Genomic DNA, 25,522 nt, shown 5'->3' with positions numbered 1-25,522 from the left:
GCCCACGGAGTGCCACAGCGTGCACCTCGCGCGCGCCGATTGAAGGAATCACACGCTCAGATAAGCGCGCCTCACTGTTTCGTTTTGTGCGAGTTCGCCGATCGTGCCGGTGAAACGGATCTGCCCTTTTTCGAGCACATAGGCGCGGTCGCTGACCAGCTCGGCGAAGTGCAGGTTCTGTTCGGACAACAGAATCGACAGCCCTTCGCGCTTGAGTTCGAGAATCATGTTGGCTATCTGTTCGACGATCACGGGCGCCACGCCTTCGGACGGTTCGTCGAGCAGCACCAGATACGGATTGCCCATCAGCGTGCGCGACACGGTGAGCATCTGCTGTTCGCCGCCGCTCATCTGCCCGCCCGGACGCTGCGGCATTTCGCCGAGGTTGGGAAAGAGGCGGAACAGCTTTTCCGGCGTCCATTGCGGTGCGCCGTCGCGCGGCGGCTGGCGGCCGGTGGCGAGGTTTTCCATCACGGTCAGATCCGCGAACACGCGCCGGTCCTCGGGCACGAAGCCCATGCCCATGCGAGCGATCTTGTACGGCGGCAGCGCCGTGATGTTCTGCCCACGAAAACTCACTTCGCCCTGACGGCGTGGCAGCAATCCCATCACCGCTTTCATCGTGGTGGATTTGCCGGCGCCGTTGCGGCCCATCAGCGCGACGACTTCGCCGCGCCCGACTTCAAGACCCACGTCGAACAGAATATGCGCGCGGCCATAAAACGCGTTGAGGCCGGAGACTTTCAGCATCGGCTCGCTCATTGCAGCGCCCCTTGTCCCTGATGGCCACCCGCCGCTTCATGCAGCGGCGCGTGCGGTTGGAAGGTCTTACCGGTGCCGAAATAGACTTCCTGCACGCGCGGGTCGTTGCGGATCGTGTCGGCGTCACCCTCGGCGATCAGCTTGCCGCGCGCGAGCACGATCAGGCGGTCGGCGTACGCGAATACGACGTCCATGCTGTGCTCGGTAAACAGCACGCCGATCTTGTGTTCGGTGACGAGGCGTTTGGTCAGCGCCATTAGTTCGTTGCGCTCCTTCGGCGCCATGCCCGCGGTCGGTTCGTCCATCAGCAGCAGCCTCGGACGATTGGCCAGCGCGATCGCGAGTTCGACGCGCTTCACATCGCCATAAGCGAGCACGCCGCAAGCGCGATTCGCGTCGGCGGCCATGCCCACCTGGTCGAGCAGCGCGAGGGCTTCATCGGCGTAGCGCGAGCCGGCGGGCTTCCATAACCCGAAGGTTTTGCGTTCGCGCGAGACCAGCGCCATCTGCACGTTCTCGATCACGGTCATGGAATTGAAGGTCGCGGCGATCTGAAAGGTACGGCCCACGCCCAGACGCCAGATGTCGCGTGGACGCATGCCGACCAGTTCCTGACCGTCGAGACGGATCGATCCCGATGAAGGCGGCAACTGTCCATTGACCATGTTGAAACAGGTCGACTTGCCCGCGCCGTTCGGACCGAGCAAGGCGAGCAACTGGCCGGCTTCGAGATCGAACGAGACATCGTCGACCGCCTTGAGGCCACCGAACGATTTGGAGAGACCGGCGACACGCAGCAAGCTCATAGCCCCTCCTTGATCGCGGCGCGTTGGGAAGGCGAGAGAGCGCTCTTTTCCGCCTGATCGGCGCTGTCGTCGCCGAAGCGCTCGCGAATGAAGCCGACGATCCCCTGCGGAAACGCGATCACCAGCAGCAGGATCGCGAAGCCGAGCAATGCCTGCCAATAATCGGTCTGGCGCGCGACCGTGTCTTGCAGCCACGTGAACACGGCCGCGCCCACGATCGGCCCGGTGAGCGTCTGCAAGCCGCCGAGCAGCACCATCACGAGGCCGTCCACGGACCGGCTCACGCTGATCACTTCCGGCGAAATCGTGCCCTTGGAGAAGGCATACAACGATCCGGCAAGCCCGCAGAACAGCGAGGCGATCACAAACGCGGCCCACTGCACGCGCTTCGCGTCGATGCCGATCGCTTCGGCGCGCAGCACCGAATCACGTGATGCGCGCATCGCGTAACCCAACGGCGAGAACAGCATCTTGCGCAACAGCCATACGCCGACCACGGCGCAGACGAGCGTCACGTAGTAAAAGGCCACTGGCGAGGACAACCAGTTCGACGGCCACAAGCCGAGAATGCCGTTGCTGCCGCCCGTCACGTCGTCCCACTGGAACACGACCGACCAGACGATCTGCGCGAACGCCAACGTCAGCATCGCGAGATACACGCCGGACAGGCGCACGCAGAACCAGCCGAACACCAGCGCGCCGGCCACCGCCAAAAGCGGGCCGAGCAGCAAGGCGGCTTCCATCGGCAGATTCAGTACCTTGAGGAACAGCGCGGCGCCGTATGCGCCCAGGCCGAAGTACGCCGCATGGCCGAACGAGTGCATGCCGCCCGGTCCCATGATGAAGTGCAGGCTCGTCGCGAACAGCACGGCGATCAGGATCTCGACCAGCAGCACTGGCATATACGGAAACGAGTTGGCCGCCAACGGCGCAAGCACGAGCACCAGCAACGCCATCGCGGCCAGCCACTTGAGGCGCTTGCCCGCCGGACGCAAAGGGGTTTCCGGCGCCGCCATGCCACGTACCGCGGCGCTCGCGCGACCGAGCAAACCCCACGGACGCACCACCAGTACGACGGCCATCACGACGAACTCCGCCACCAGGGTAAAGCGGCTCAACGACAACCCCACACCGAAGATCGTCACGTGACCCATGCCGATGCACAGCGCCTTGATCTCCGCGATGATCAGCGCGGCGATGAACGCCCCCGGAATCGATCCCATGCCGCCGACCACCACCACGACAAACGCGTTGCCGATCGTCTCCAGATCCAGCGACAGATTCGCCGACATGCGCGGCCCTTGCAACGCGCCGCCAAGGCCGGCGAGAAACGCACCGACAAAAAACACGCCGGTAAACAGCCACGCCTGATTGATCCCGAGCGCGCCGAGCATCTCGCGATCCTGCGTCGCGGCGCGCACCAGCGTGCCCCAGCGCGTGCGCGTCAGCGCATACCAGAGCAGCAGCAATACCACCGGCCCGATCACGATCAGCGCGATATCGTAGGTCGGCAACGGATGGCCGAGGAAATCGACCGCGCCCGCCAGATGCGGCGCATGCGGTCCGAACAGGTCTTCCGGACCCCACAGCCACAACGCGGCATCGCGAAAGATCAGCACCAGCGCGAAGGTGGCGAGCAGATGAAACAGCTCGGGCGCCTGATAGATGCGCCGCAGAACCACCATCTCGACCAGCGCGCCCAGCACCGCGACTACCAGCGCCGCCGCCAGCACCGACAACCAGAAGCCGCCCGCCGTATGTCCGAAGCGGCTCGCGATGCTGTACGCGACATAGATGCCGAACATATAGAACGAGCCGTGCGCAAAGTTGACAATGCGCGTCACACCGAAGATCAGCGACAAACCGGCGGCGACGAGAAACAGCGTCGACGCGTCGGCGAGTCCGTTGACCAGCTGTACCAGCAAATTCGAAAGCATCGCGACCCTTGGCAGCTTGCCGAACAGCGAACGCGCGGCTTAGGCGCATTCGACAGGATCGGCAGACATTGCAGCGCGTGCGGCACCATGCGCGCACGCGTCAACGGCAGGACAATACAATACGCCCGAAGAAAATCCCCTCGGGCGCCGGCGAAAACGCCGAATGCAAACGCCTCAGCGCAAACCGTCTTCGCCTTTGATCTCGCTCACCTGCAAGCCGCCGATGCGCGGCAGCGGCCGCCCCGACGCCGTCACCGCGACGGCCACGACGATTTCGTTCGCGCGAGGAGCGTCCGATACGCGCGCTTCGATCGCATCGAAATGGCTGCGCACGAAGGCGGCGTCTTTATGGCCGAGCGGCACGTCGATTGCGGTGCCGAGCGTACCCATCTTTTTCGCCGACGGCACAAGCGCCGCGCCCTTTTCGACCGCGACCCGCAGCGGCGCGCCGAGCTTGGGATGCAGAATCGCCGCCGCGTGTTCCAGTTCGCCCGCCTCGCCGACTATGGCGGCCTTGCCATAGCTTTGCGCCTCGCCCGGCGCGATGCCCAGCGCTTGAACGCACTTGTTGCCGAGCAACGCGCCCAACTCTTCGCCGGCTTCGATCAGCGCGTCGAGTTTGGCTTCATAACGGCCGGCGTAGGGATTATCGATCACCGCAATCGCAACCGCCCGGCGTGCCGGCGGCTCGACCGCCTGGCCCATTTCAATGCGCGTTTCATCCACTTGCACGACCAGCTTGCGAAGCTTGATTGCCATTTCGCTCTCCGAGTTTCGATGCCTGCTCTGCTTCGTTTCAATGCTTCAGCGCAAACCGTCCTTGCCCACGATCGCCTCTTTCGCGAGCCCGCCGACGCGCGCATGCACGCGCTGCCCGGTGCTCATCACGAGGATATACACCAGCTCGTCCGCGGCGGGCGCGCCGGGCACGCGCACTTCGATCGCATCGAAATGGCTGCGCACGTAGCTCGCGTTGACATGCGTGAGCGGCACGTCGAGCGCGGTGGACGGCGCGCCGACTTTCTTCGTCGACGGCACGATGGCGTTGGTGGGCACGCCGTTTTTCTCCAGCAACTCACGCATCGCATAGCCCCCGGGAACATGCCACAACGCGCCATGCTCGAGTTCGCCGTGTGCGCCGACAATCGCGCCCTTGCCGTAACTCTCGATCGACGCATGCGGCACCGCCATCGCCGCCAGCAGCCGTTGCGCCATATCGAAGCCGATCGGCTTGAGCGCTTCCATCGCGTGCTCGATTTTCGCTTCGTAACGGCCGGCGAACGGGTTCGTCATCACCGCGGCAATCGCGCCGCGCCTGAGCGGCTGCGCGGGCGCGGGGCCGAACTCGTGGAAGATATCTTCGACGTGCGTCAGCACGCGACGTATTTCGAACACGGAGCCTCCGTTTTAGTTTGCGCGCTCTGCGAGAGCAGACCGCTTGCGTCATGAATGCCGGCGACGCGCACCCGCCCTTGCAGGAAAAGCGCGGCGCCTTCGATCAAGCTTTGGTCGAGCAGACGCCGCGCAGCTTCGACACCACGCGCCAGCGCGAGATCGATCAGCGGCTGCGGCAAGGACGGCACGTCGACAGTGACGAGCATATCGCCCAGGTCGCTGTCGTCTTTCAACGACGAAGCCGGACGCCGCAGAATACCCTCATGTTCCAGATTGACCGCGTTGGCGATGACGGTTGCGGCGGCGTCGGCGGCGGCGGCGTTGCGCGCCAGCACCGTGACGCTGTCGGCGATACCGAGGCTGAAGCTGCGGCCACGCCAGCCGCTCGTCGCGATGCCGCGAACGGCCATGCCGGCGGCGAGCGTCAGATTGGCGTCGAGCGCGTGATCGCGCGACAGCCGCGCGGCTGAAAACGACGCCAGGTCCGCGAACACGCCGACGCGGTATTGCTGCCCTTCGGTCAGATACAGCGCGATGTCGCCGCCATTGTTGATGAAGGCGCGCGAGATGCCTTCGCGTGCGAATGCGGTGATCAGCTCATCGGCAACACTGCCCGCGACGGCCGCCATCGGCGTGATGTAGCGCGCGCGGTGAGGATGGCAGGCCGACCACATACGACGGGCAACCGGGCCTTGCAATGCCGTATCGTGCAGCGCGGCCGGCGGGGGAACAGGCTGCTTGAGACGCTTCAGTTCACCCACCAGTTCCGGCAGCACATAGACAAAGCGCGCCCAGCACGCCTCATACGCGGCCTGCACCGCCTGGGGCGTGCCGTCCGCGCTGAGGATCAGATCGATCGGCCCATGCTGCCAGTGCCAGCGGGTCGCATCGAGTCGGGTGCGGGTGGGGTTCATCGTGTCCGTTGCGTTGGTTTTTGCATTGGTTTTTGCGTTGGCTGCGTTAGCGCTGTCCGCGTGGTCAGCCGAGCATCGGCGGCATGGCGGGCGGCCACGGGTTGTCGGGATTGCGCGCCAGCGTGCGGCGCGCGAGCGGCGCGCCTTCCGTATGTTCCGGCCCGTTGGCGAGCACGCTCTCCAACGAACGCACCGCATCGAGATGGCCGCCGAGATCGCGATACGCGTCGTACGTCATGGTGAATTCGATCGGCGCGACGATCGCGGGCGTCGGCACCGTGCCGAACGAACGGTCCGGCATGCGCGCGACATCGACCATCACGGTGATCCCGCCGCCCGGCCACACATAAGCCGGCGCGCCGCCGCAGGTCACGTTGACCAGCTTCTGTTTGATCGCACGCGTAAGCAGCACGGGATTCTCCGTGGCGCCCGCTCGCAGACTGCCGCCCGCGCCGCCGAGAAACAGCACGGTGGCAAGCGACGGCTCGCAGTTCTCGCCGATCCGCTGCACCGTGCGGCGCACCGTATCCGGCATCGCCGTGATGCGCGGCACGAGATTCTGATCCAGTTCGTACCACTGCGCATGTTCGCCAGTGGTCGACACCATCAATAAGCGCATGCCGGGTTTGGCGACGGCGGGGTCGAAGCCCTCGACAATCGCGAGCGGGTCCTGAATGTCCGTGCCACCCCAGCCGTTGCCCGGATTCGCCACCTGAAAATAGCGGCCCGGCGTCGACTTGCGTCCGCGAATCTTCACACCTGAGCGCGTCATGCCGAGACAACGCCCGGCCTGATGTTCGGTGAGCACGCCGGTGATGTGGTCGTCGACGACCACCACTTCGTCGGCGTGACCGAACCATTGTTTCGCGAAGATGCCGATGGTGGCCGAGCCGCAGCCCACGCGCATGCGCTGTTCCTCGACGCCGTCGACGATCGGCGCCGCGCCCGCGCGAATGACGAGACTCGCGCCGCCGTCGATGCTCAACTCCACTGCTTCCTTATTGCCGAGCGCGAGCATCATGTCGCACGTCACGCGGCCTTCCTTCTTGCTGCCGCCGGTCAAATGATGCACGCCGCCGAGGCTCAGCATCTGCGAGCCGTATTCCGCCGTCGTCACATGGCCGACAATCTCGCCGTGGCATCGCACGTTGGATTGCTCCGGCCCGAGGAAGCGGTCGGTGTCGATCTTCACCTTGAAACTGCAATAGCTGAAAATGCCTTCGGTGACGACCGTGATCATGTCGACGTCGTCGAGCTTCGAGGCGACGATAAAGGGCGCGGGCTTGTAGTCGGGATAAGTGGACGATGCGCCGACGCCGGTCACGAACAACGCCTGTTCCGCAGCGGCGGGATCGCGCACTTCAGAAGACGCACCAAATTCGATCGCGGCATTCGCTTCTGACGTTGAAGATGAAGACGCGCGCGATAAAAACACCACCGGATCGACGCGAATCAGCCGCCCGTCCGCATTCGCATAACGATCGCACGCGCCGGTGCGTCCTTCGGAAATCTGACACAGCACCGGGCAGGCATTGCATTCGATCTTGTTCGACGCCATCCGCTCGCTGCGCGGCGCGGCCTTCTCGAGCACGGTCGGACCCGGCGTCGAGGCGGTTTCGCCGTCGACGCTGTCCGCACCGAAATCGACCTTCGTATGTTCTGTCATGGTGGGGTTCCCATACGACGACATTACAATCGGTCCCGCTCCGGCTGACGAATAGTGCCTGTTTGCAGGTACTTTCGCGTGATCCGCCGATTTCCATGTTGCGGTCACTCACCGTTCGTGTAGTATCCGCTACACCAAACTCGTTAGAAATCTACTCGATCAATTTAGTCTGCGCAACGTGTTTACAGGCTTGCGCGTGATTGGTGCAATGCGACATAGCCGCTTTGTTGATAGCTCGGTCACGCTTCAATCTACGCTGTAGTGAATGATCGCGCAGCGCAGGCCGCAGCAGTCCGTGCGGGCTGTATGATGAAGGCGTGCTCCCGCCTGGCCGGCCGCGGCGCATGCCGTTCAACCTGACGCTAACAAGAGATCCGAGACCGCCATGAGTCCCACCGCCGCCCGCAAACCGGGCGCTACCGGCATCCGTGCGAAACAGGCGCAAGACACGCGCGCCAAGATTCTGAAAGCGGCCATCAAGGTCTTCGCCAAGCAGGGCTATGCGAGCGGACGCGTGGAAAGTATTTCGAAGGCCGCGCGCTCTCACGACCGCATGATCTATTACTACTTCGGCAGCAAGGAACAGTTGTTCGTCGAAGTGCTCGAAACGATCTATACGCAATTCAACGAGGCGGAAAGCAAGCTCGATCTCGATCTGGACGATCCCGTGCACGGACTCGAACAGATGGTCGAATTCGTCTGGCAGTATTACCTCGATCATCCCGAGTTCGTCACGCTGCTCTCCAGCGAGAATCTGCACCAGGGCAAGCACGCTAAGAAATCGCTGAAGCTGAAGGAGATTTCCGGCTACGCGATTTCGGTGGTGCAGAAGTTACTGGATGCAGGCCAGGCGCAACAGGTGTTTCGTGCCGACGTCAAAGCGCGCGACGTCTATCTGATGATCGCGTCGCTCGGCTATTTTTATAACGCCAATCAATACACGCTGGGCGCGTTTCTCGGCGAGCCTTTGATGGACAAGGCGTCGCTCGACCATTGGCGCGAGGTTATCAAGGACACGGTGTTGCGCGCCGTGCGGTCGGGACTGCCGGTGGAGGCCGCGGCCGGCGCGGTGGACGTGCCTGGCCAGAGGAGCGAGGTTTAGTGCGAGTGATGCTGACGCTCCGATTTTGAGTTCAGGGTATCTGCCGATACCCTTCAGCCATTGAGCAAATTCAATTGGTGCTGTTATGCGAATGTACGCCATGCACGTTTAGCACCGTGATGCCGATACTGGTGCGGCGTCCAAGGGCCCCATTTCGATTCATAGATTGCGCGATTGGCTTCCAGCAGTTGCCGCTTCCGCTCCGCCCCCAACTGATTGAACGACGCCGACAGATGATGGTGGATGAAGACGTCCTCCGCGCAACCGACAACCAGCCCTGCCGCCTGCACGCGCCGGCAGTAGTCGTCGTCTTCGAAGAAACCGAGGCCGTAGTCCTCACATAGCGGACCGCACAGCTCAAAGGTCGAGCGCGGCAGCATTGCACAGAAAAATGCGACCGTGTCGAGTTCGAACAACATACCGAGATTAGGCTCGGTGAGCACGGCGGCCTCGGGATGCATCGACGGCAGATCAACGTAGTTCGTCTCGACTCGGGCCTCGTTGCCGATATTGTTCGTCAGCGGACCAAGGATCCCGAGCCGCGGATGATTTCTAAAATGATTGACCATGCGCCGTGCCCAGCCGCGAGTGACGACGGTGTCGTTGTTCAGAATCACCAGATAATCGCCGGTGGCCGCGGCAAGACCCACGTTGTTACCGCCCGCAAAACCACGATTCTCCGCATTCAGGATGAGCTTTGCGTTCGGTCGCGATGCCGCCCACGACACGAGGTAGTCGGCCGATCCGTCGGTTGACGCGTTGTCGACGACAACAATTTCCAGATCGACGCCGCTGTCCTGCTGTTCAAGGCTTTCCAGACAATCTTTTGTTAGTGGCAGATTGTTATAGGTCAGGACGATCGCGCTGACCTTGGCTCGCGGCAATGCGTCGATAGCACGGCGGAAGCTTTCGACCCGGTGGGCCCACGTCTGACCGGCCGCAAATGCCTTGCGCTGGTCCACAATCCGTTTCGCATCGGGCAACGCGGTGACGGCGCGCCTGATTTGCTCCAGAAACTCGTCATGCGTCGCTGCGATTCTCACCAGGTCGCCGAACTGCTTCATCTCCGGCAGATCGATCGAAACAACCGAACTGCCCGCACCGAGATACTCATAAATCTTGACCGGGTTGGTCGCGAGTGTGAGCGGCATCACCTTGAACGGCAGCATGCAGACGTCAAAGGCGTACAGGTAGTACGGAAGCCGTGCATAGGGCACTTCGCCGACCATTTCCACATTGGTGAATACGCTAAGCCGGGCCGCGACGCCGGCTGTATCGGCCCCGACCAGCAGAATCAGCGCATCAGGAAACTCCTCGGCGACGCGTGCCACGAGCTCTGCATCAAACCATTCGGCAATCGCGCCGTAATAGCCGATCACGCGGCGACCGCGCCGGTCCACAAAGCGATCAACCGGTGGATGACAGAAATCCTGATACTGCCCGGCGTTGCGGATCACCTCGACATGAGGATTGTATTGACGAGCGTGGTCTTCAAGCCACGAAGACGTGGCCACGAGTAAGTCGGCGCGTCTCATCATCGTTTCTTCCAGATCGAGCAGCTCACGCGGCACATTGCCGAAGCCCTCATGATGATCCATGCAGTCATAGGCCACACATTCGGCCTGCAGGCGTGTGGCGACCGGCGCCCAGTATCCGTGTTGGACCAGGGCATACGACCGCGTGGTGCCGCTCCATTGCCGAAACAACCGAAGCCCTTCCAGAATTTGTTCGATAACCTTTGGCGCGGGCACGGAAAAATAGATAGCCGGGGCTTGGTCGACCTTGAGTTTGATCTGATAGAGCGGTAGCGTCTCGTCGAGTTGCTCAACCGAGAAACCGGGTTCCTTCGCATCCTCGAAATGATTCGAGAAGAAGTACACGCGGTGCCCGGCCCGCGCAAATTCCCGGGCAAGATGCTGAGGGCGTTGAATCCGGAAGTGCCAGTCGATAATACTGAATACAAAGACATCCGCCAGCGCGCGCGGGGAGGATCTCGCCACTACCGACGCAGGGCCGGAGGCAGTGGTAACGGGCGTCGCCATCGTGACAGCGGATGAGGCGGCTGGCAAAACGACAGCGGGCTGTTGTCGCGATCGCTTAAGATGCTTGGCGAAACAGCCGGCAGACCGGTAAAGCACGTTGCGCGCACCGCCGTGGACATAGGCGTAATTCACATCGCGTAAACGCCGCTTCATCCAGTCCGGGGAACCGCGAAGTGCGCGCAGTGGCGCCGTCATTCGCCAGCTTTTTGTTGCGAGCAAAGTGCTGATTTCGGTCGCTAACGCTCGCTCGCGATACTGAAGAAAATGTAAGCGCTCTTCCAGTTGATGCGCCTTCGCGAGAAGTGTCGCGTTTTCCTCCGACAACTGACGCGTCTTGTCGCGCTCGTCGTCAAGCGAGTCTTGCAGGGAAGCCGCCGACTTCGCTTTTTCGGCCTGCGCGCGCGTCGTTTCCAGTTGCGCCCGCAGCATGTTTATCTCAAGGTGTAACTGCGCCGCACGCTCTTCCTCCACCACAATGCGTTGTTCCGCGACCGCAGCACGGCTTCGCTCACCAATGAGTTGAACGTCCAGGTCGCCGGCGCGCGCCTGTTCTCGTCTCAATTCCTCACAGGCAATTTCGAGTTCTCTGGCATGCCGCGCCTCCTTGACCGCAAGCACGGTGCGCAGTTGCTCGCCGACACGCGCGGCATGCACTTCGGCCATTGCAAACGGATGTTCGAGGCTTCTTCGCGAATCGAGGGCCCATGCGCGGGCCGCCTCGCGCGTCTCGTATAACGTCAGGTCCGCCAGCGAGAAGTGGCGTGCCGCGAGCCATTCGGTGCGGGCGAAGACCAGCAGTATTTGTTCGCCGAGCCAATAGCTCGGTTCGCGAAGCCGCGTATCGACTACTGAGTGATACACCAAAGACCATGCAGGATTGGGGGCGACCGGAATATTGCGCCCGTCGAAAGTGACCTCATGCTCGGCATGCCGGTTGAACTCCCGATAGGGCAGCAGCAAAACGACGAACCGCGACGCGTACTCCGCTATCTGATCGAACACCCTCCAAGGATTGGCGAAGTGTTCAAGCGTGTTCGAAGAGAAGACCACGTCGAATCGTGGCCGCGTGGGGTTGTCTAGCAAGTTCTCCTGCAAGAACCTGGCGCGGCTATAGCGTTGTTGCGCCGTCTCGATTGCCGGCCCGGAGAAATCGATGCCGGTCACGTCCCAACATAAGGATTGTGCCAAGGCTTCCGTGCCATCACCCTGCGCGCATCCCCAGTCGCAAACGGTTAGCTTGTTCCATTTGATCTCGTTTGAAAGCCACTGAGGCATCGCCTCGATCGCGACTTCGGCGAAGAAACGGCTTTGCTCCTGGCCACCGTTACTTTCCCAATCGTGGCTAAAACGTTGATCCCAGTATGCATTGCTATTGATCGTGTCCTGTCTCATACAAATGCTCGTTTTTCTGAATGGGCGTTACGTGACGGCTTAAGCGTCTGCTCAACGTCGACAAGGAACGATCCGAAGACGTTCTCCTCGACAAAAGACGCAAAATATTGCGCGCCTTCGATGTACTCGTAATATTGAGGTGTGACGCCAGCCCGGTCCTCCAGCGCAACCGCCAGTAAATAGCTGCCCTTGTTCAACCGATTCTGAAATCGGAATGTTACGCACGCCGCGCCGCCTGCCTGGTCGAAGTTCAACCGCCGCTGATCCCACGTCGTCGACACGATCAGATCCGTGCCGCGCAAATCCTTCAGCGAGAAAGCAACGCTCATGGTGCTCAAATCGGCGTTCAAAGGCGGACAGAATTTCACCCTCACTTCGATCAACTCGCGATCAAGAAAAACAGATGCCCGCTCGCCCCGGCAGTTGTAAATGCCCGCCTCGATAATCGAGCCAATGTGGCTGCCCCAGTGATTGATTGGCCGCTTCGCTAACATCAGTTCGTCGCTGCTGACGTTGGTATGTGGCTGTACCGGTTCGCGAAATGAGGTTGGTTCGAGCACATGCTGCGAGGCCTCGCTTTTGCCCTCCACAGAGGGTTCCTGCCTGCTTTCAATGCCCGTCAAGTCGGCGGCACCATCCGCGCCCTCGAAAAGAAACTGGCTATATTGCGCCGTCACCGAAAACGCGTCGGCAAGCATCCGCACCTTGCCTTGATCGAGCCACAGCGCCCGTTCGCATAGCGTGCGAACGGCGCCAATGTCATGGGACACGAACAGGAGCGTGACGCCATCGGCTTGCATTTTCTTGATTCGGTTCAGACACTTCGCCTGAAAACGCGCGTCGCCGACAGCGAGTGCTTCGTCGACGATCAGAATCTGCGGATCGACGTGAATCGCAATGGCAAACGCCAGACGCACGTACATGCCACTCGAATAGGTCTTGACGGGCTGATCGATGAAATCGCCGATTTCTGCGAAAGCTTCGATGTCAGCGAAGCGCTCATCGATCTCAGCATGCGAGAGTCCGAGTACGGCGCCGTTGACATAGACATTCTCACGCCCTGTGAAATCGGTGTTGAAGCCGGCGCCTAGCTCCAGAAGGGCGGCCACCCGGCCGTTTACAGCGACACGTCCGGAGGTGCCGCGTGACGTGCCGCAGAGAATCTGCAGCAGCGTGGACTTCCCTGAACCATTGCGGCCGATGATCGCGCACGTTTCGCCGCGGGCGATAGTCAGGTCGACATGGCTCAGTGCCCAGAATTCGCTGAAGCCTTTTGTCCTGCGTGGCGAAACGATGTGTTTCAGGCGTTCCAGCGGCGAATGGTAGACGCCGAAGCGCTTCGACAAGTCTTCGATGTGGATAGCAACCTCGCCATCCGGCCTCTGCATAGCTGTGATGGTGGGTTCAGAGTACATCCGCGAATCCGTCCCTTGCTTTCTGGAACCAACGCAGTGACAGCCACGCGAATACGGCGCTGACGGCGGTAAACATTGCTAGAGAAGCGAAATCTGGCAGGCCGCCTTGAATCATGACCTGACGCGCCTGCTCGACGATGAAGGTCAGCGGATTAGCGTGCAACAACGTCTGAAATGCTTTGGGCAACGACTCGATTGCATAGAAGATCGGTGATAAAAACATGACGACCGACGTTAACACGCCTATCACCTGGCCGATGTCGCGCAAGTAGACGCTAAGCGAACTAATGATCCAACTGAATCCCAGCACCAAAAAAATAAGCGGTACGAAAATCAGCGGCAATAACACCAGTGTCCAATGGATCGTGCCATACACGAAAGCCGAAAACACCGTCCACACTGCCAGACTGATACAGGCGTGGAAGAGTGCCGTACCAACGATCACCCATGGCAGAAGCTCGAGCGGAAATACCACTTTCTTCACGAAGTTGACGTTACTGGGAATCAATGCGGGCGCGCGATTCACACATTCGGAAAAGAAGTTAAACACGACCAGGCCAGCGAACAGGACGACCGAAAACTGTAGGCTGCTGGACGTACCGGCCCAGCGTGTGTGAAGGAACACGCCGAACACGATCGTATAGACCGACAACATCAGCAACGGATTGAGAAACGCCCAAAAGATGCCGAATAGCGAACCTCGATAACGACCTTCTATGTCACGGCGCACAAGTTGAAACAGTAAATGGCGGTGCGCGAACAGATCGGCGACAACCGCACGCGGAGCCGTCTGATGAGTGAACTCCACCCCGTTTTTTATAAAACTACTCTCTGCCATTGTGTTGTCGAGTTAGATGAGAGGTCTGGGTCGAGTGGCTGTCACGCGTGACCGGAAACCCGCCGTGTACAAAAGGTTGCGCGGCGTCGCGCTCTGCCGAAGCCATGCGGGCGCGCGCAAGAATTGGCTCGAACCGTTTGCTCCAGGATACATTGGCGCGAAATTCCGCAAGCCCCGGAAAACCGTGATCGCTCCGATTCGCGGCGTCCCAGAGATGCTGCCAGATCGAATCGTGGGCAATGTGATGGACGCCGTCCGCAGCGGTTCTCGTGCGCATTTCGCCGAACCGAGTCGACCAGACAGGGACTCCCATGCAACGATATTCGTAGAACTTGATGGGATCTACGCCCGCAGTCAGATCGTTGATCCGAAAAGGAATCAATCCCACTGCGAATTCGCCTACGAGCGCGGCGATCTCATCTTGTGGCCGTTCGCCCAGGCATTCGATATTTGCTGGCAAATCGGCCGGGCGAGCGACAAATTCCGGGCCAATTAGCCGTATTGGCACATCCGGCAAGGCTGCTGCCAGCGAGCGCACAAGCGGCCAATCGAACCACTCGCCGATCGTGCCGACGTAGCCGATGTATTTCCGTTTTCCTGATGGGGACGGCAGAGGCAGGTTGTCCGTACGATAGCCGTTCAAAACCACCACGGCGTCTCGTCTTATCGGGCTCAACTCGAGCGCTAGTTGTGACGAGGAGCAATACACATCGGTGACTTTCCGGCAGATCGCCCGCATCCGAATGCGCATCGCGCAGCGGGAAATTCCCCGATAAAACGCTGGAAAATTGTCCAGAATGTCGGCGAACGATCGTTGGTGCGGAACGTGAGTCAGCGCCCATTCCGCGAGTTTGCTAGGACGCCCGATCGCGAGCACGCAATGCTCCGTCCCGCGTGCGAACTCGATCACTTGCACAAGCACTGGCCTCCACGCAACGATGCGATTGATAAGGCCGGCCATGGGAAGCGGTTCGATCGGAAGCGCGGATGGACGTAGTACCAGAATGCGCGAGTCGTTGGCATGCGACGGCGCCGGTGGACGTGTGCCTAGCCGGCTGAAGTCGGCGAAAGTTGGCAAACGGGTTGGGTACGGGTCGATCCACATTACTTTGTCGAAACCGTGGTCGGCGAACGCCGACGCCATGAAATGTGGACGCTGGGCGTAGCTGTCGAACGGGACCGAAGAGAAATAGATCAAGCCGCTGCCCTGTGCGCCGATTGGCGCACGCGAGTTCATGGCCGCACCCTAGTCGGACTGAACGCCAGCGCTCCGCAAATTACCGCAACCTTCTTCATTTGATGGCCCGACAAGATTATGGAAGCGTCTTTATAAAATGGTCCTCACCTATAGGAATCCGAAATGTATTTGGAATATTTTATCCGACGCGAATTGCCGTTCATGTTAAAGCCAACGCAGCGGAAAAACTCTACGAAAGGGATGGCATTCAGGTAGGAATATGCGGAACTCTTGTAGGAACGCACGTACTAAAACGTCAGGGAATTCGACAAGAGATAAAGACTTGTGAGATCTACGGTCAGATCCCACGCTGCGCGGCGCGCAGGTCGAACGCCATGGAATACCTGGCATTCTTATCACAGCCCATTGCAGGCTGGATGAAATCAGACATCGTCGATGTTCAGAAGCAGCGTGCATTTGCACGCTGCCTGACGCGCCATCGCGATTGCATGCCTACGGCTGAGCTGCCGCTGCGTCGTCTTCGCGGAACAATTTGTCGGCCAGGTGAAACGCCGAATTCGCCGCCGGCACGCCGCAATAGATCGCGGTTTGCAATAGCACTTCCTTGATCTGCTCGCGCGTCACGCCGTTGTTCTTCGCGGCGCGCAGATGCAGTGCGAGTTCCTCGCTGCGATTGAGCGCGACCATCATCGCGATGGTCAGCAGGCTGCGCGTGTGGCGCGGCAAGCCGTCACGCGTCCAGATTTCGCCCCACGCGTAGCGGGTGATGAAATTCTGAAACTCTTCCGTCAACTCAGTGCGGTTCGCAAGCGACCGGTCGACGTGCGCACTGCCCAGCACCGCGCGGCGCACACCGAGGCCGGCTTCATAGCGATCTTCGTCGTTCATTTCTGCTCCGTCAGGAAGTCGATCACAGTCTTCGTGAAAGCGTCGGCTTTCTCGATGTTGGAAATGTGCGAGGCGTCGAGCTCCACGTAGCGCGCGCCGGAAATCGACTGTGCCAGTTCGCGCCCTTGCGCCGGTGTCGCGGCCAGATCGTGCGTGCCGCTGATCACCAGCGCCGGCACCTTGATGCCCGGCGCTTCAGGGCGCAGGTCGGCCGCGTCGATGGCGTCGCAATTCGACGCGTAGCCTTCCTTGTCGGTATGCACGAACACGTCGCGAATCAGGGCGAGCACCACCGGCTCGCGATCGACGTAGTCAGCCGTGAACCAGCGCGGCAGCACGGCATCGGCGAGCGCGCGCATGCCTTCGGTGCGCGCTCTCGCGGCGCGCGGGATCCACACTTCGGGTGAACCGATGCGCGCCGCCGTATTGCACAGCACGACGCGTTCGAGCCGGTTGCCGTGACGCGCCGCCAACGCAACGCCGGTCAGGCCGCCCATGGAAATTCCGCAGAAATGCGCGCGGGCGATCTTCAGCGTATCCATCAGGCCGAGCACGTCGCCGGTCAGTTGTTCGATCGTGTACGGGCCCTTCGGCGCTTCCGAATGGCCATGACCACGCGTGTCGTAGCGCAGCACGCGAAAATGTTTCGACAGCGCCGCGACTTGCGGCGCCCACATGGACAGATCCGTGCCGAGCGAATTCGACAACACGATCCACGGCGCGTTGCCGTGACGGTCGCCGTCGATTCGGTAGTGAAGCTCGGTGCCATTGACTGCGGCGTAAGGCATGCCGGTTACTCCCTGGAATGGTCGCGCTGCGAGCGCGTGGTGTGAAGTGCCAGCGCGGCGTCCACATAAGCGTGCGCCTGGCCGACGTATTGAGCCGGATCGAGCAGTTGCTTCAGGCGCTCGAGCGGAAGATGCGTGGTGACGGCCGGGTCCGCGGCGAGCACGTCGAACAGCGTCTGGCCGTCGCGGATCGCGGCTTTCGACGCGCGCTCCACCAGATGATGCGCGTCGAGCCGGCCGATGCTGTCGCCGAGCGCGAGCATCACCGCTTCGCCGAGAATCAGGCCATGCGTGACGTCGAGATTGGCGGCAAGGCGCGGCACGTTGACGTTCAGCCCCGTTGCGATCTGTTCGATGTTGGCGAGCGCGCCGCCCGCGAGACGCGCGAGATCCGGCAGCGCGTCCCACTCGGCTTGCCAGCCGCCGAGCGCGCGTTCGTGCTCCTGCACCATGCCGGCGAATACCGTGGCGACCAGCCCCGGCGCTCGCGTGGCGGCCGTCAGCACGGCGGCGCAACCGACCGGATTGCGCTTGTGCGGCATGGTCGACGAACCGCCCTTGCCGGCCGCGGCCGGTTCGGCGAGTTCGTCGATTTCGGTTTGCATCTGCAGCGAGATGTCGCGCGCGATCTTGCCGAGTGTGCCGATCAGCATGCCGAACATCGACGCCGTTTCGGCAATCCGATCGCGCTGCGTATGCCACGGCAGCGTCGGCACGGCAAGGCCGAGTTCTTCAGCGAGCGATTGCGTGACTTGCGGCGCGGCATCGCGCAGGCTCGCCAGCGTGCCCGCCGCGCCGCCGAATTGCAGCACCAGCACGCGCGCGCGCAACGCATCGAGCCGCTCGCGATGACGCAGCAGCGCGTCGAGCCATTGCGCGAATTTCAGGCCGAGCGTGATGGGCAGCGCCTGCTGCAACCAGGTGCGGCCGATCATCGGCGTGGCGCGATGCGTGGCCGCAAGTTCCGCCACGGCGTCGCAAGTGGCTTGCAGGCTGTGGTCGAGCAGATCGAAGGTGTCGCGCAGTTGCAGCACCGTCGCCGTGTCGATGATGTCCTGACTCGTGGCGCCCCAATGCACGTATTTCGATGCTTCCGCGTCCGCTGCCTTGACGCACGCGGTGAGTTGCTTGACGAGCGGAATCGCGAGATTGCCACCGAGGGCGGCGTCGCGTGCGAGTGCGTCGGCGTCGAGTTGGTCGGCCTGGCAAGCGGCTTCGATCGCGGCCACCGCCGTTTGAGGAATCACTCGATGCGCGGCCGAAGCGCGCGCGAGCGCCGCTTCCACGTCGAGCATCCGTTGCAGCGTGGCGCGCGGCGCCCAGATGTCGTTCATCGGCTGCGTGCCGCAAAGAAGTCCGGTGAGACGGGCGCTGGAGTCGAGCATGATGACGTCGATGATCGAGGGTGTCGGTGATTGAGTTTACGCCACGCGACGCCGGCATGCGGGCCGGCGTCGCGTGGTGCGTTACGGGCGCGTTAAGCCGCGTTAAGCCGCTTGCGTGCCGTCGATCAGCGGCACACCGGTCAGCTTGTGCAATGCGTCGAAATCGATGTCCGAGAAAATCTCGCGCACCACGAGGCCCTTGTCGGTCACATCGATCATTGCCAGATCCGTATAGATGCGGTTGACGCAACCCACGCCCGTCACCGGGTATGAGCATTCAGCGGCGATCTTGCTCTCGCCCTGCTTGGTCAGGTGCTCCATCATCACATACACCTGCTTCGCGCCGATCGCCAGATCCATCGCGCCGCCGACTGCCGGAATCGCGTCGGGCGCACCAGTGTGCCAGTTTGCCAGATCGCCCCTCGCCGACACCTGGAAGGCGCCGAGCACGCAGAAATCCAGATGGCCGCCGCGCATCATCGCGAACGAATCCGCGTGGTGGAAGTATGCGCCGCCCTTGAGCAGCGTGACGTGCTGCTTGCCGGCGTTGATCAGTTCGTCGTCTTCCTCGCCTTTGGCGGGCGCCGGGCCCATGCCGAGCAGGCCGTTTTCGCTGTGCAGAAAGATTTCCTTGTCGGCCGCAAGGTGGTTGGCCACCAGCGTCGGCACGCCGATGCCGAGGTTCACGTACGCGCCTTCGGGGATATCCAGCGCAACGCGCTTGGCCATTTCATCGCGGGTCAGTTTTTTCATGTCGGTCTCCGAATCAGGCGGCAGCGTCGTGAGGATTAGGCATCGGGGCGTGGGCCGCTTGCGGCACTTCGATCACGCGCTGCACGAAAATGCCGGGCGTCACGATGTTTTCCGGATCGAGTTCACCGAGCGGCACGACTTGCGACACCTGCACGATCGCGGTTTTCGCCGCACTGGCCATGATCGGTCCAAAATTCCGAGCCGTCTTGCGATACGTGAGATTGCCCCAGCGATCGGCCTTATACGCCTTGATCAGCGCGAAGTCCGCATGCAGCGGCGCCTCCAGCACGTAATGCCGGCCGTCGATCAGACGGGTTTCCTTGCCTTCGGCGAGCTTGGTGCCATAGCCGGTCGGCGTGAAAAAGCCGCCAATGCCCGCACCCGCCGCGCGAATGCGCTCCGCCAGATTGCCCTGCGGCACCAGTTCGAGTTCGAGTTCGCCAGCGCGATACAACGCGTCGAACACGTACGAATCGCTTTGGCGCGGAAACGAGCAGATGATCTTGCGCACGCGTTTGGCTTTGAGCAGCGCGGCGAGGCCGATATCGCCGTTACCGGCATTGTTGTTGACGATGGTGAGTTCGCGCGCGCCCTGTTCGATCAGCGCGTCGATCAACTCCGACGGCATGCCGGCCGTGCCGAAGCCGCCGATCATGACGGTTGCGCCGTCGTTGACATCGGCGACCGCCGATTGAAGTGACTCGAAAATCTTGTTGATCATGTCGAATTTCCTTTGAAGGCGCTGCGTGCCGTCAGACTTGCTGCCATGCGGGCAGGGCTTGAGCGGGACGGTCTCCGGCCAATGCTGGCGGCGGCTCGCCAAGTGCGATGCGAAGCTGGCGCCGTTGGTTTGCTCGCTTCAAATTTGTTCGTTGTATGAACATGGATTCGTTTAGCGAACGCTGAGGCGATTATGGTAGTCCATCGTGCAGGTTGTCAAGGCAGGGAATTCCCCTTAATCATAGGTTCTCGCTGCGTGACATGGCGGTTTGTTGTTGGCGTCGGCCGGTCGGGGCGAAGAGCCGCACTATCCAAACACGAGATTATTGGGCTAACCTCTATCCACTTATCAAATACGTTTTCCGCGCTGCAGGACATCGAGCATGTCTGAAACAAACCTGGATCTGAACCTGATCCCCTACCTCGTCGCGATGGAAGACACGCGCAATGTCAGCCGCGCGGCCGAGCAGCTCGGCGTCAGCCAGCCGCGCGTGAGCACCGCGCTTGGCAAGTTGCGGGAGTACTTTGACGATCCGCTGTTCGTGCGCACGTCCAAAGGCATGGAGCCGACGCCGCGCGCGCTCGCCATCCTGCCCGCCGCGCGCGACGCGCTTTCGCGCATCGAGAAAGGCATGCTCGACGTGCAGGAATTCGACCCGGCCACCAGCACCCATACGTTCTCCATCGCGCTCTCCGACGTCGGCGAGATCGTGTTTCTGCCGCGGCTCCTGCAACTGTTCGCTGAGCGCGCGCCGTTTGCGAATCTGCGCTCGGTGACGGTCTCGCCGTCGCAGGTGGAACGCGGGCTCGAATCGGGCGACGTGGATCTGGCGATCGGCTATTTCCCCGACCTGGCGGGCAATAACTTCTTCCAGCAGCGTCTTTTCACGCATCGCTTCATCTGCCTGATGCGCGCGCAACATCCACTGGCGAAGGCGCCGCTCACGCTGGCGCAGTACGTGGCGTCGGGTCATGCCGTGGTGCGCGCGGAAGGACGCAGCCAGGAAGTGCTCGAGCAGTACCTGGAGAAGAAGCGCATCAAGCGCCGCGCCGTGCTCGAAACGCCTCACTTCATGAGCCTGCCGTTCATCCTCGCGCGCACCGATCTGCTCGCCACCGTGCCGCATGCGATCGGCTTCGCGTACGTGTCGGAGCATGCGTCGATCACGCTGGTGGAGCCGCCGTTGCCGTTGCCGCATTTCGATCTGCGCCAGCATTGGCATCGCAAGTTTCATAACGATCCGCGTGGAAGCTGGCTGCGCAGCGTGGTGGCCGAACTGTTTAACGACGCGCTGGACGAATGGCCCAAATGAGCTGCCCTGACGGCACACAGGGACATCGGCACGACACGCTGCAAAACATGGAACAATGGCCGCACTCATTGAACCCGCGCGCTCCGTACAGAGTCGACGCGCGATCCCGTAGGAGCGACGGATGACCAGTAGCAAGGCGAAGAAAACCAAACCGATAACCACAACCGAGCGCCCGAGCCGCGAGGAAGCTGAAGCAGCGGTTCGCGTGCTGTTGCGTTGGGCCGGCGACGACCCGGCGCGTGAAGGCCTGATCGACACGCCGGCGCGCGTGGTGCGGTCCTATGAGGAGTTTTACGCGGGCTATCAGGTCGACCCGCGCGAAATCCTCGCCCGCACCTTCTCCGAAGTGGACGGCTACGACGAAATGATCGTGCTGAAAGACATCCGCTTCGAAAGCTACTGCGAACATCACATGGTGCCGATCATCGGACGCGCGCACGTGGCGTATCTGCCGGGGCATCGCGTGGTCGGCATTTCCAAGCTGGCGCGACTGGTCGATGCGTTCGCCAAACGCTTGCAGATCCAGGAAAAGATGACGGTGCAGATCGCCGACACCTTGAACGAAGTGCTGCAACCGGCAGGCGTCGGCGTGATTCTCGAAGCCGCGCATCAATGCATGTCGACGCGCGGCGTGCACAAGGCCGGCGTGACAATGGTCACCTCACGCATGCTCGGCACGTTCCGCACGGATCCGTCGACACGTCGCGAGTTTCTGTCGATCGTCGGCAATCCGGGCGTGATGGCGGTCGCCAATACGTAGACCCAGGTTGCGCGCAAGCGTGGCATGCCTGCCTCATGCCACGCTCCGCCTCACGCGCAGCTGGCCGAAAGTGGCCAGCAACACCGCGCCCAGCACGCACGCGACACCGGCCAGTTGCGCCGCGCTGACGGACTCGCCCGACACCATCGCAGCTAATGCCACCGCGCTCACCGGCACGAGCGCGGTCATCAAGCCCGCTTCGGCGCCGCTCAACCGAGCGGCGCCCGCATACCAGAGCACGAAGCCCAGCACGGTCGGCACCAGCGCGTAATACAGCACGCCGCCGAGTGCGCTCGCATCGACCGGCAAGGCCCACGGCTTTTCGAAGCAGGCCGGCACGATCGCCACCGCGAAACCGATGCCGCACATCAGCGCCGACAGAGGCAACGGCGCCACCGCCGTGCGCAGCTTGCGATTGAGCAGAATGAACAACGCCTCGCAGACGATCGCGAGAAACACGAGCGCGTTGCCCGCCAGCGAACTGGCCATATGCGGCGCGGCGAATTCGCCGGGATGCACGGTGTGCATGGTGCACGCGAGCACGCCCGCCGTCGCCAGCAGGATCGCGCCGATCAACGCGGGCGCGGGGCGCTCACCGAGCGCGAGCATGGCGACGCCGGCCGACACGGCGGGCAAGGTGCCGGCAATCACCCCGGCGTCGGCAGCCGAGGCGAGTTTCATCCCGCTGATCAGCAATACCGTATAGCCGACGCTCCCCGCGCCCGCCTGGGCGATCACGAGCAGCGTATCGCGCCGGTCCAGACGCGGCCAGCGCACGCCTCGCCAGCGCATCGCCAGCACGAACAGCGGAAAGGCAATCGCGAAGCGCAACGCGGTCGCGCTGAATGGCGGCAGTCCGGCCGCGATGGATTTGCTGACCACCACCGTGCTGCCGACGCCGACCATCGCCAGCGCGCAAAACAGATATCCGGCATACCGCGAGTTCATGGTGCTGTCCTGTTGGTTGGATCGAGCACGCAGAGTAAAGGCACGACAAGCGGCGGTCTTGAACGAAATTGCAAAACAAGGCAACGCAATAAGCGAGTCAATGAACCAGGTCAGCCCGCTCACGATGACGCCGTCAATGCTGGCCCGGTGGCAAATCCATCGAGTATCCTGAACGAACGGAGCGCCGCTCACGTGGCAGCCGCCGGCAGGCCGTTCGGGTACACGCTTTGCAACCGTCTGTAGAAACCCCGGAAGCACGCCGGCTCAACCGCAAAAAACAGGAGCTCCTCAATTGGTAGCATTTCCGTCTTCGGCGGTGTCGACCTGGGGCGGCGCGGTCGTGTTCCTCAACGTTCTGTTGACGCGCCTCGGCGTACCGATCCCCGCGGTGCCCATGCTGCTCTTCGCGGGATCCGCGATTGCCGCCGGCACGCTGTCGTTCTGGCCGGTCCTCGGCGCCGCCGTGCTCGGCGCGCTGATCGGCGACGGCGCATGGTTCACGGCCGGCCGCCTGTATGGCCGCAAGCTGATCGCGGCGCTAGGCCGGCTCTCGCCCGCCGTCGATTCAAGAGTGGACAAGGCGCGCGCGCTGTTCGAGCGCTTCGGTGTGCCGCTCGTGTCGATCTCGAAGTTCGTCCCCGGACTCGCGCTCGTCACGCCGCCGCTGATGGGTACGACCGCCGTCGACGTCCGCATCTATGCGGTCTGGGATTTCGCCGGCGCCCTCGCGTGGGCTGCCTTCTGGCTGCTAGGCGGCGCCGCGGCGGAACGGCAGCTGCATATGCTGCTCGAATTCGTCAAAGCGCGTGGCGGCACAGTCATCGACATTTTGCTGGCCACCGCACTGCTCTATCTGGCCTTCCGTCTGGAGCAACGACGACGCGAACGCCGCCGCTTCAGGGACGCCGCGGCGGCACAAGCGGCCGCCGACGGCTGGCGCCGGCTCGCGCCACCGCCCAAGGTGCTCGATGCCCGTCCGCAGGCGCCCTCGCTCGAAGCGCCGTGCCGCATTCCCGGCGCGCTCGCGCTCGATCCGCATTCGCGGGAGCAGATCGACGGGGCGCTGCGGGCGCACGACATGGTGATCTACTGCATTTGCCCGGACAGCGCCACCGCGTTCGAAATCACGCAACGCATGCGCGATAACGGCTACACGCGGATTCGCGCGCTACGGGGCGGCCTCGATGCCTGGCAGCGGCGCGGCTTTCCGGTCGAACCGCTTGCCTTGATCGACGAGTCGGGCACCGCCGGCCGCCCGCCGGCATCGCGCGGCGAAGCGCTCGGGGCGATCACGTTGCGCGGTTTCGCGCCGCGCAGCACGCAAGGCGCCTGAGCCGCGCCGGTCGCGACGAGCTCCTCGCCGCCGTAGCAGGATTAAAGCTTGCGCAGCAGTCCGGCCGCCGAACGCATCCGGCGCTTGCGCTCCTTGCCGAGCCAGTGAAGCGCCGCTTCAGGATCGCCGACGCCGGCGAGCAAGGTCGTATTGTCGCGCAGCAACATCTCACTTGCGACCACATCGTTCAGCGTACCGAAACGTTTCTGGATCTGCTTCAAACGTTTGAGGGTGCGTTTGCGGCCGCCGCTCAGGACGGGTTCGAAAAACTCGAGCAGATAGCGCAGTTTCTTGCCCGCCTTCCTCACATTGTGGAAGGCAATGTAGTTGGAGCGCTTCGCACGCCGCGCTCGTTTTAACCGCTTCTTCAACGAGCGCTCTGAAGCGGCCACGCGTTGGTTCGCGAATTTTTGCAGCGGCATGCGTTCATGTGCGGTATTCAGTTCTTTGGACGCACTGGACAAGGCTTCACGCAGCAGATGCTTGACGTCGGCGTTCGAGAGCGTCTCGCGGCTCGTCGTCAACGCGGCGCCGCGAGCGTCCTTGAGTTTGGGCGCTATCTCGCTCGCGCCGCTGCGTGCGCCGTTATCTTCGCGCGTCAGCAATTCGATCAGAATGTCCCAGTCGCGCGTTTTGCCGGCGGCCGTGGCCAAGTACTTATAGAGCGCACGTTGCCGGGTGTTTTCGCCTTTCTCCAGCAAGGGCTCGAAGGCCCACCACAAAGAGCGCAAACGCCGCAGCGAGACACGCAATTTGTGCAGCGCTTCCGGCGACGGGTCTTCGTGCACCGCGTTGGCGTATTCGATCGCGTGATCGACAAGAGGCGCCGCATACGACGCGAAGGCCTCTTGCGCGGAGCGCGCTTTAACCGCGGGGTCGCTGTCGACGGGTTGTTTCTCGCCTTTCGGATTTTCGCGCTTCATCAAAGCCCCTTTGAGAACACCCTATCAACACAGTAGCAAAAAAAGCGCCCAACTAAAATTGACGTGACGACTGTGTCGCTTCGACGGGCCGCACGCATGATCCAACGCAAGCCTCGCTCGCCTCGCAGCGAGCATGGTCTTTTTTCTGTGTTCGTCGACATCGCGACCACGAAGCGACTATCTTTAACTGACGCGAGGCCGTTCGGCCGCGCACTGGCGCCGCAACCCAGACCGGCGCAAACAC

General features: G+C 62.1%; 22 protein-coding genes. 4 read left to right on the top strand and 18 right to left on the bottom strand.

Annotated features, from left to right (window positions below):
* Positions 1–48 precede the first annotated feature (48 nt).
* The 7 genes from B0G73_RS00385 to B0G73_RS00355 all read right to left on the bottom strand — a co-directional run bounded on the left by B0G73_RS00385 (position 49) and on the right by B0G73_RS00355 (position 7,480).
* Positions 49–762 (bottom strand): ABC transporter ATP-binding protein, encoded by a 714-nt coding sequence (locus tag B0G73_RS00385; protein WP_106276894.1) that lies wholly within the window; start codon positions 760–762, stop codon positions 49–51.
* Positions 759–1,568, bottom strand: coding sequence for an ABC transporter ATP-binding protein (locus B0G73_RS00380; RefSeq protein WP_106276893.1), 810 nt, complete (start codon positions 1,566–1,568; stop codon positions 759–761). The genes B0G73_RS00385 and B0G73_RS00380 overlap by 4 nt, the downstream gene beginning before the upstream one ends.
* Positions 1,565–3,505, bottom strand: a complete 1,941-nt coding sequence (locus B0G73_RS00375; protein ID WP_106276891.1) for an ABC transporter permease — start codon at positions 3,503–3,505, stop codon at positions 1,565–1,567. Before B0G73_RS00375 ends, B0G73_RS00380 begins: the two co-directional genes overlap by 4 nt.
* A gap of 174 nt (positions 3,506–3,679) precedes the next feature.
* Positions 3,680–4,264: an amino acid synthesis family protein gene (locus B0G73_RS00370; RefSeq protein WP_106276889.1), complete on the bottom strand. Its 585-nt coding sequence runs from the start codon at positions 4,262–4,264 to the stop codon at positions 3,680–3,682.
* A gap of 45 nt (positions 4,265–4,309) precedes the next feature.
* On the bottom strand, positions 4,310–4,900 hold the full coding sequence (locus tag B0G73_RS00365; protein ID WP_106276887.1) for an amino acid synthesis family protein: 591 nt from the start codon (positions 4,898–4,900) through the stop codon (positions 4,310–4,312).
* The gene (locus B0G73_RS00360) at positions 4,876–5,814 is read right to left on the bottom strand and encodes a UPF0280 family protein (RefSeq protein WP_106276885.1); all 939 of its coding nucleotides are present in this window, start codon (positions 5,812–5,814) and stop codon (positions 4,876–4,878) included. Before B0G73_RS00360 ends, B0G73_RS00365 begins: the two co-directional genes overlap by 25 nt.
* A gap of 64 nt (positions 5,815–5,878) precedes the next feature.
* Complete coding sequence (locus B0G73_RS00355) at positions 5,879–7,480, bottom strand: 6-hydroxynicotinate reductase (protein ID WP_106276883.1); 1,602 nt, start codon at positions 7,478–7,480, stop codon at positions 5,879–5,881.
* 385 nt (positions 7,481–7,865) lie between these two features.
* On the opposite strand from B0G73_RS00355, the gene B0G73_RS00350 reads away from it, so the two are divergent.
* Positions 7,866–8,582, top strand: a complete 717-nt coding sequence (locus tag B0G73_RS00350) for a TetR family transcriptional regulator (RefSeq protein WP_106276881.1) — start codon at positions 7,866–7,868, stop codon at positions 8,580–8,582.
* 83 nt (positions 8,583–8,665) lie between these two features.
* On the opposite strand, the gene B0G73_RS00345 is transcribed toward B0G73_RS00350, so the two are convergent.
* The 9 genes from B0G73_RS00345 to B0G73_RS00305 all read right to left on the bottom strand — a co-directional run bounded on the left by B0G73_RS00345 (position 8,666) and on the right by B0G73_RS00305 (position 20,002).
* Complete coding sequence (locus B0G73_RS00345) at positions 8,666–12,016, bottom strand: glycosyltransferase (RefSeq protein ID WP_106276879.1); 3,351 nt, start codon at positions 12,014–12,016, stop codon at positions 8,666–8,668.
* Complete coding sequence (locus B0G73_RS00340; RefSeq protein ID WP_106276877.1) at positions 12,013–13,431, bottom strand: ABC transporter ATP-binding protein; 1,419 nt, start codon at positions 13,429–13,431, stop codon at positions 12,013–12,015. Before B0G73_RS00340 ends, B0G73_RS00345 begins: the two co-directional genes overlap by 4 nt.
* A complete protein-coding gene (locus B0G73_RS00335; RefSeq protein ID WP_181196465.1) occupies positions 13,421–14,269 on the bottom strand; it encodes an ABC transporter permease in 849 nt (282 codons plus the stop codon). The genes B0G73_RS00340 and B0G73_RS00335 overlap by 11 nt, the downstream gene beginning before the upstream one ends.
* Positions 14,256–15,506 carry a glycosyltransferase gene (locus tag B0G73_RS00330; RefSeq protein ID WP_106276875.1) on the bottom strand — a complete coding sequence of 417 codons (1,251 nt, stop codon included), beginning with the start codon at positions 15,504–15,506 and terminating at the stop codon, positions 14,256–14,258. The genes B0G73_RS00335 and B0G73_RS00330 overlap by 14 nt, the downstream gene beginning before the upstream one ends.
* 453 nt (positions 15,507–15,959) lie before the next feature.
* Complete coding sequence (gene pcaC, locus B0G73_RS00325) at positions 15,960–16,355, bottom strand: 4-carboxymuconolactone decarboxylase (protein WP_091806734.1); 396 nt, start codon at positions 16,353–16,355, stop codon at positions 15,960–15,962.
* Entirely contained in the window at positions 16,352–17,143 is a 792-nt protein-coding gene (gene pcaD, locus B0G73_RS00320; RefSeq protein WP_106276873.1) for a 3-oxoadipate enol-lactonase, read from the bottom strand. Before pcaD ends, pcaC begins: the two co-directional genes overlap by 4 nt.
* Before the next feature lie 5 nt (positions 17,144–17,148).
* Positions 17,149–18,528 (bottom strand): 3-carboxy-cis,cis-muconate cycloisomerase, encoded by a 1,380-nt coding sequence (locus tag B0G73_RS00315; RefSeq protein ID WP_106276871.1) that lies wholly within the window; start codon positions 18,526–18,528, stop codon positions 17,149–17,151.
* A gap of 102 nt (positions 18,529–18,630) precedes the next feature.
* Positions 18,631–19,281, bottom strand: coding sequence for a 3-oxoacid CoA-transferase subunit B (locus B0G73_RS00310; protein ID WP_106276869.1), 651 nt, complete (start codon positions 19,279–19,281; stop codon positions 18,631–18,633).
* 13 nt (positions 19,282–19,294) lie between these two features.
* A complete protein-coding gene (locus B0G73_RS00305) occupies positions 19,295–20,002 on the bottom strand; it encodes a 3-oxoacid CoA-transferase subunit A (protein WP_106276868.1) in 708 nt (235 codons plus the stop codon).
* Between the two features lie 382 nt (positions 20,003–20,384).
* Between B0G73_RS00305 and B0G73_RS00300 the strand changes: the two genes are divergently transcribed.
* Positions 20,385–21,314, top strand: coding sequence for a LysR family transcriptional regulator (locus tag B0G73_RS00300; RefSeq protein WP_106276866.1), 930 nt, complete (start codon positions 20,385–20,387; stop codon positions 21,312–21,314).
* Between the two features lie 121 nt (positions 21,315–21,435).
* Positions 21,436–22,074: a GTP cyclohydrolase I FolE gene (gene folE / locus B0G73_RS00295; RefSeq protein WP_106276864.1), complete on the top strand. Its 639-nt coding sequence runs from the start codon at positions 21,436–21,438 to the stop codon at positions 22,072–22,074.
* A gap of 33 nt (positions 22,075–22,107) precedes the next feature.
* Here folE and B0G73_RS00290 read toward each other — a convergent pair whose 3' ends face one another.
* A complete protein-coding gene (locus B0G73_RS00290) occupies positions 22,108–23,022 on the bottom strand; it encodes a DMT family transporter (RefSeq protein WP_106276862.1) in 915 nt (304 codons plus the stop codon).
* 292 nt (positions 23,023–23,314) lie between these two features.
* Here B0G73_RS00290 and B0G73_RS00285 point away from each other — a divergent pair, with 292 nt between their 5' ends.
* Positions 23,315–24,355: a VTT domain-containing protein gene (locus B0G73_RS00285; protein WP_106276860.1), complete on the top strand. Its 1,041-nt coding sequence runs from the start codon at positions 23,315–23,317 to the stop codon at positions 24,353–24,355.
* Between the two features lie 41 nt (positions 24,356–24,396).
* On the opposite strand, the gene B0G73_RS00280 is transcribed toward B0G73_RS00285, so the two are convergent.
* Positions 24,397–25,278, bottom strand: coding sequence for a CHAD domain-containing protein (locus tag B0G73_RS00280; protein ID WP_106276858.1), 882 nt, complete (start codon positions 25,276–25,278; stop codon positions 24,397–24,399).
* Positions 25,279–25,522 lie beyond the last annotated feature (244 nt).

The organism is Paraburkholderia sp. BL25I1N1 (genome assembly GCF_003002025.1).
Lineage (GTDB): Bacteria > Pseudomonadota > Gammaproteobacteria > Burkholderiales > Burkholderiaceae > Paraburkholderia.
Note: the sequence above shows the minus strand (reverse complement) of the source record. Positions and strands in the feature narration are given on the sequence as shown.

What these genes read in the sequence shown, in the direction of transcription:
- B0G73_RS00385 (WP_106276894.1), bottom strand. Translation starts at nt 762, where the DNA reads ATGAGCGAGCCGATGCTGAAAGTCTCCGGCCTCAACGCGTTTTATGGC.
- B0G73_RS00380 (WP_106276893.1), bottom strand. Translation starts at nt 1,568, where the DNA reads ATGAGCTTGCTGCGTGTCGCCGGTCTCTCCAAATCGTTCGGTGGCCTC.
- B0G73_RS00375 (WP_106276891.1), bottom strand. Translation starts at nt 3,505, where the DNA reads ATGCTTTCGAATTTGCTGGTACAGCTGGTCAACGGACTCGCCGACGCG.
- B0G73_RS00370 (WP_106276889.1), bottom strand. Translation starts at nt 4,264, where the DNA reads ATGGCAATCAAGCTTCGCAAGCTGGTCGTGCAAGTGGATGAAACGCGC.
- B0G73_RS00360 (WP_106276885.1), bottom strand. Translation starts at nt 5,814, where the DNA reads ATGAACCCCACCCGCACCCGACTCGATGCGACCCGCTGGCACTGGCAG.
- B0G73_RS00355 (WP_106276883.1), bottom strand. Translation starts at nt 7,480, where the DNA reads ATGACAGAACATACGAAGGTCGATTTCGGTGCGGACAGCGTCGACGGC.
- B0G73_RS00350 (WP_106276881.1), top strand. Translation starts at nt 7,866, where the DNA reads ATGAGTCCCACCGCCGCCCGCAAACCGGGCGCTACCGGCATCCGTGCG.
- B0G73_RS00345 (WP_106276879.1), bottom strand. Translation starts at nt 12,016, where the DNA reads ATGAGACAGGACACGATCAATAGCAATGCATACTGGGATCAACGTTTT.
- B0G73_RS00340 (WP_106276877.1), bottom strand. Translation starts at nt 13,431, where the DNA reads ATGTACTCTGAACCCACCATCACAGCTATGCAGAGGCCGGATGGCGAG.
- B0G73_RS00335 (WP_181196465.1), bottom strand. Translation starts at nt 14,269, where the DNA reads ATGGCAGAGAGTAGTTTTATAAAAAACGGGGTGGAGTTCACTCATCAG.
- B0G73_RS00330 (WP_106276875.1), bottom strand. Translation starts at nt 15,506, where the DNA reads ATGAACTCGCGTGCGCCAATCGGCGCACAGGGCAGCGGCTTGATCTAT.
- pcaC (WP_091806734.1), bottom strand. Translation starts at nt 16,355, where the DNA reads ATGAACGACGAAGATCGCTATGAAGCCGGCCTCGGTGTGCGCCGCGCG.
- pcaD (WP_106276873.1), bottom strand. Translation starts at nt 17,143, where the DNA reads ATGCCTTACGCCGCAGTCAATGGCACCGAGCTTCACTACCGAATCGAC.
- B0G73_RS00315 (WP_106276871.1), bottom strand. Translation starts at nt 18,528, where the DNA reads ATGCTCGACTCCAGCGCCCGTCTCACCGGACTTCTTTGCGGCACGCAG.
- B0G73_RS00310 (WP_106276869.1), bottom strand. Translation starts at nt 19,281, where the DNA reads ATGAAAAAACTGACCCGCGATGAAATGGCCAAGCGCGTTGCGCTGGAT.
- B0G73_RS00305 (WP_106276868.1), bottom strand. Translation starts at nt 20,002, where the DNA reads ATGATCAACAAGATTTTCGAGTCACTTCAATCGGCGGTCGCCGATGTC.
- B0G73_RS00300 (WP_106276866.1), top strand. Translation starts at nt 20,385, where the DNA reads ATGTCTGAAACAAACCTGGATCTGAACCTGATCCCCTACCTCGTCGCG.
- folE (WP_106276864.1), top strand. Translation starts at nt 21,436, where the DNA reads ATGACCAGTAGCAAGGCGAAGAAAACCAAACCGATAACCACAACCGAG.
- B0G73_RS00290 (WP_106276862.1), bottom strand. Translation starts at nt 23,022, where the DNA reads ATGAACTCGCGGTATGCCGGATATCTGTTTTGCGCGCTGGCGATGGTC.
- B0G73_RS00280 (WP_106276858.1), bottom strand. Translation starts at nt 25,278, where the DNA reads ATGAAGCGCGAAAATCCGAAAGGCGAGAAACAACCCGTCGACAGCGAC.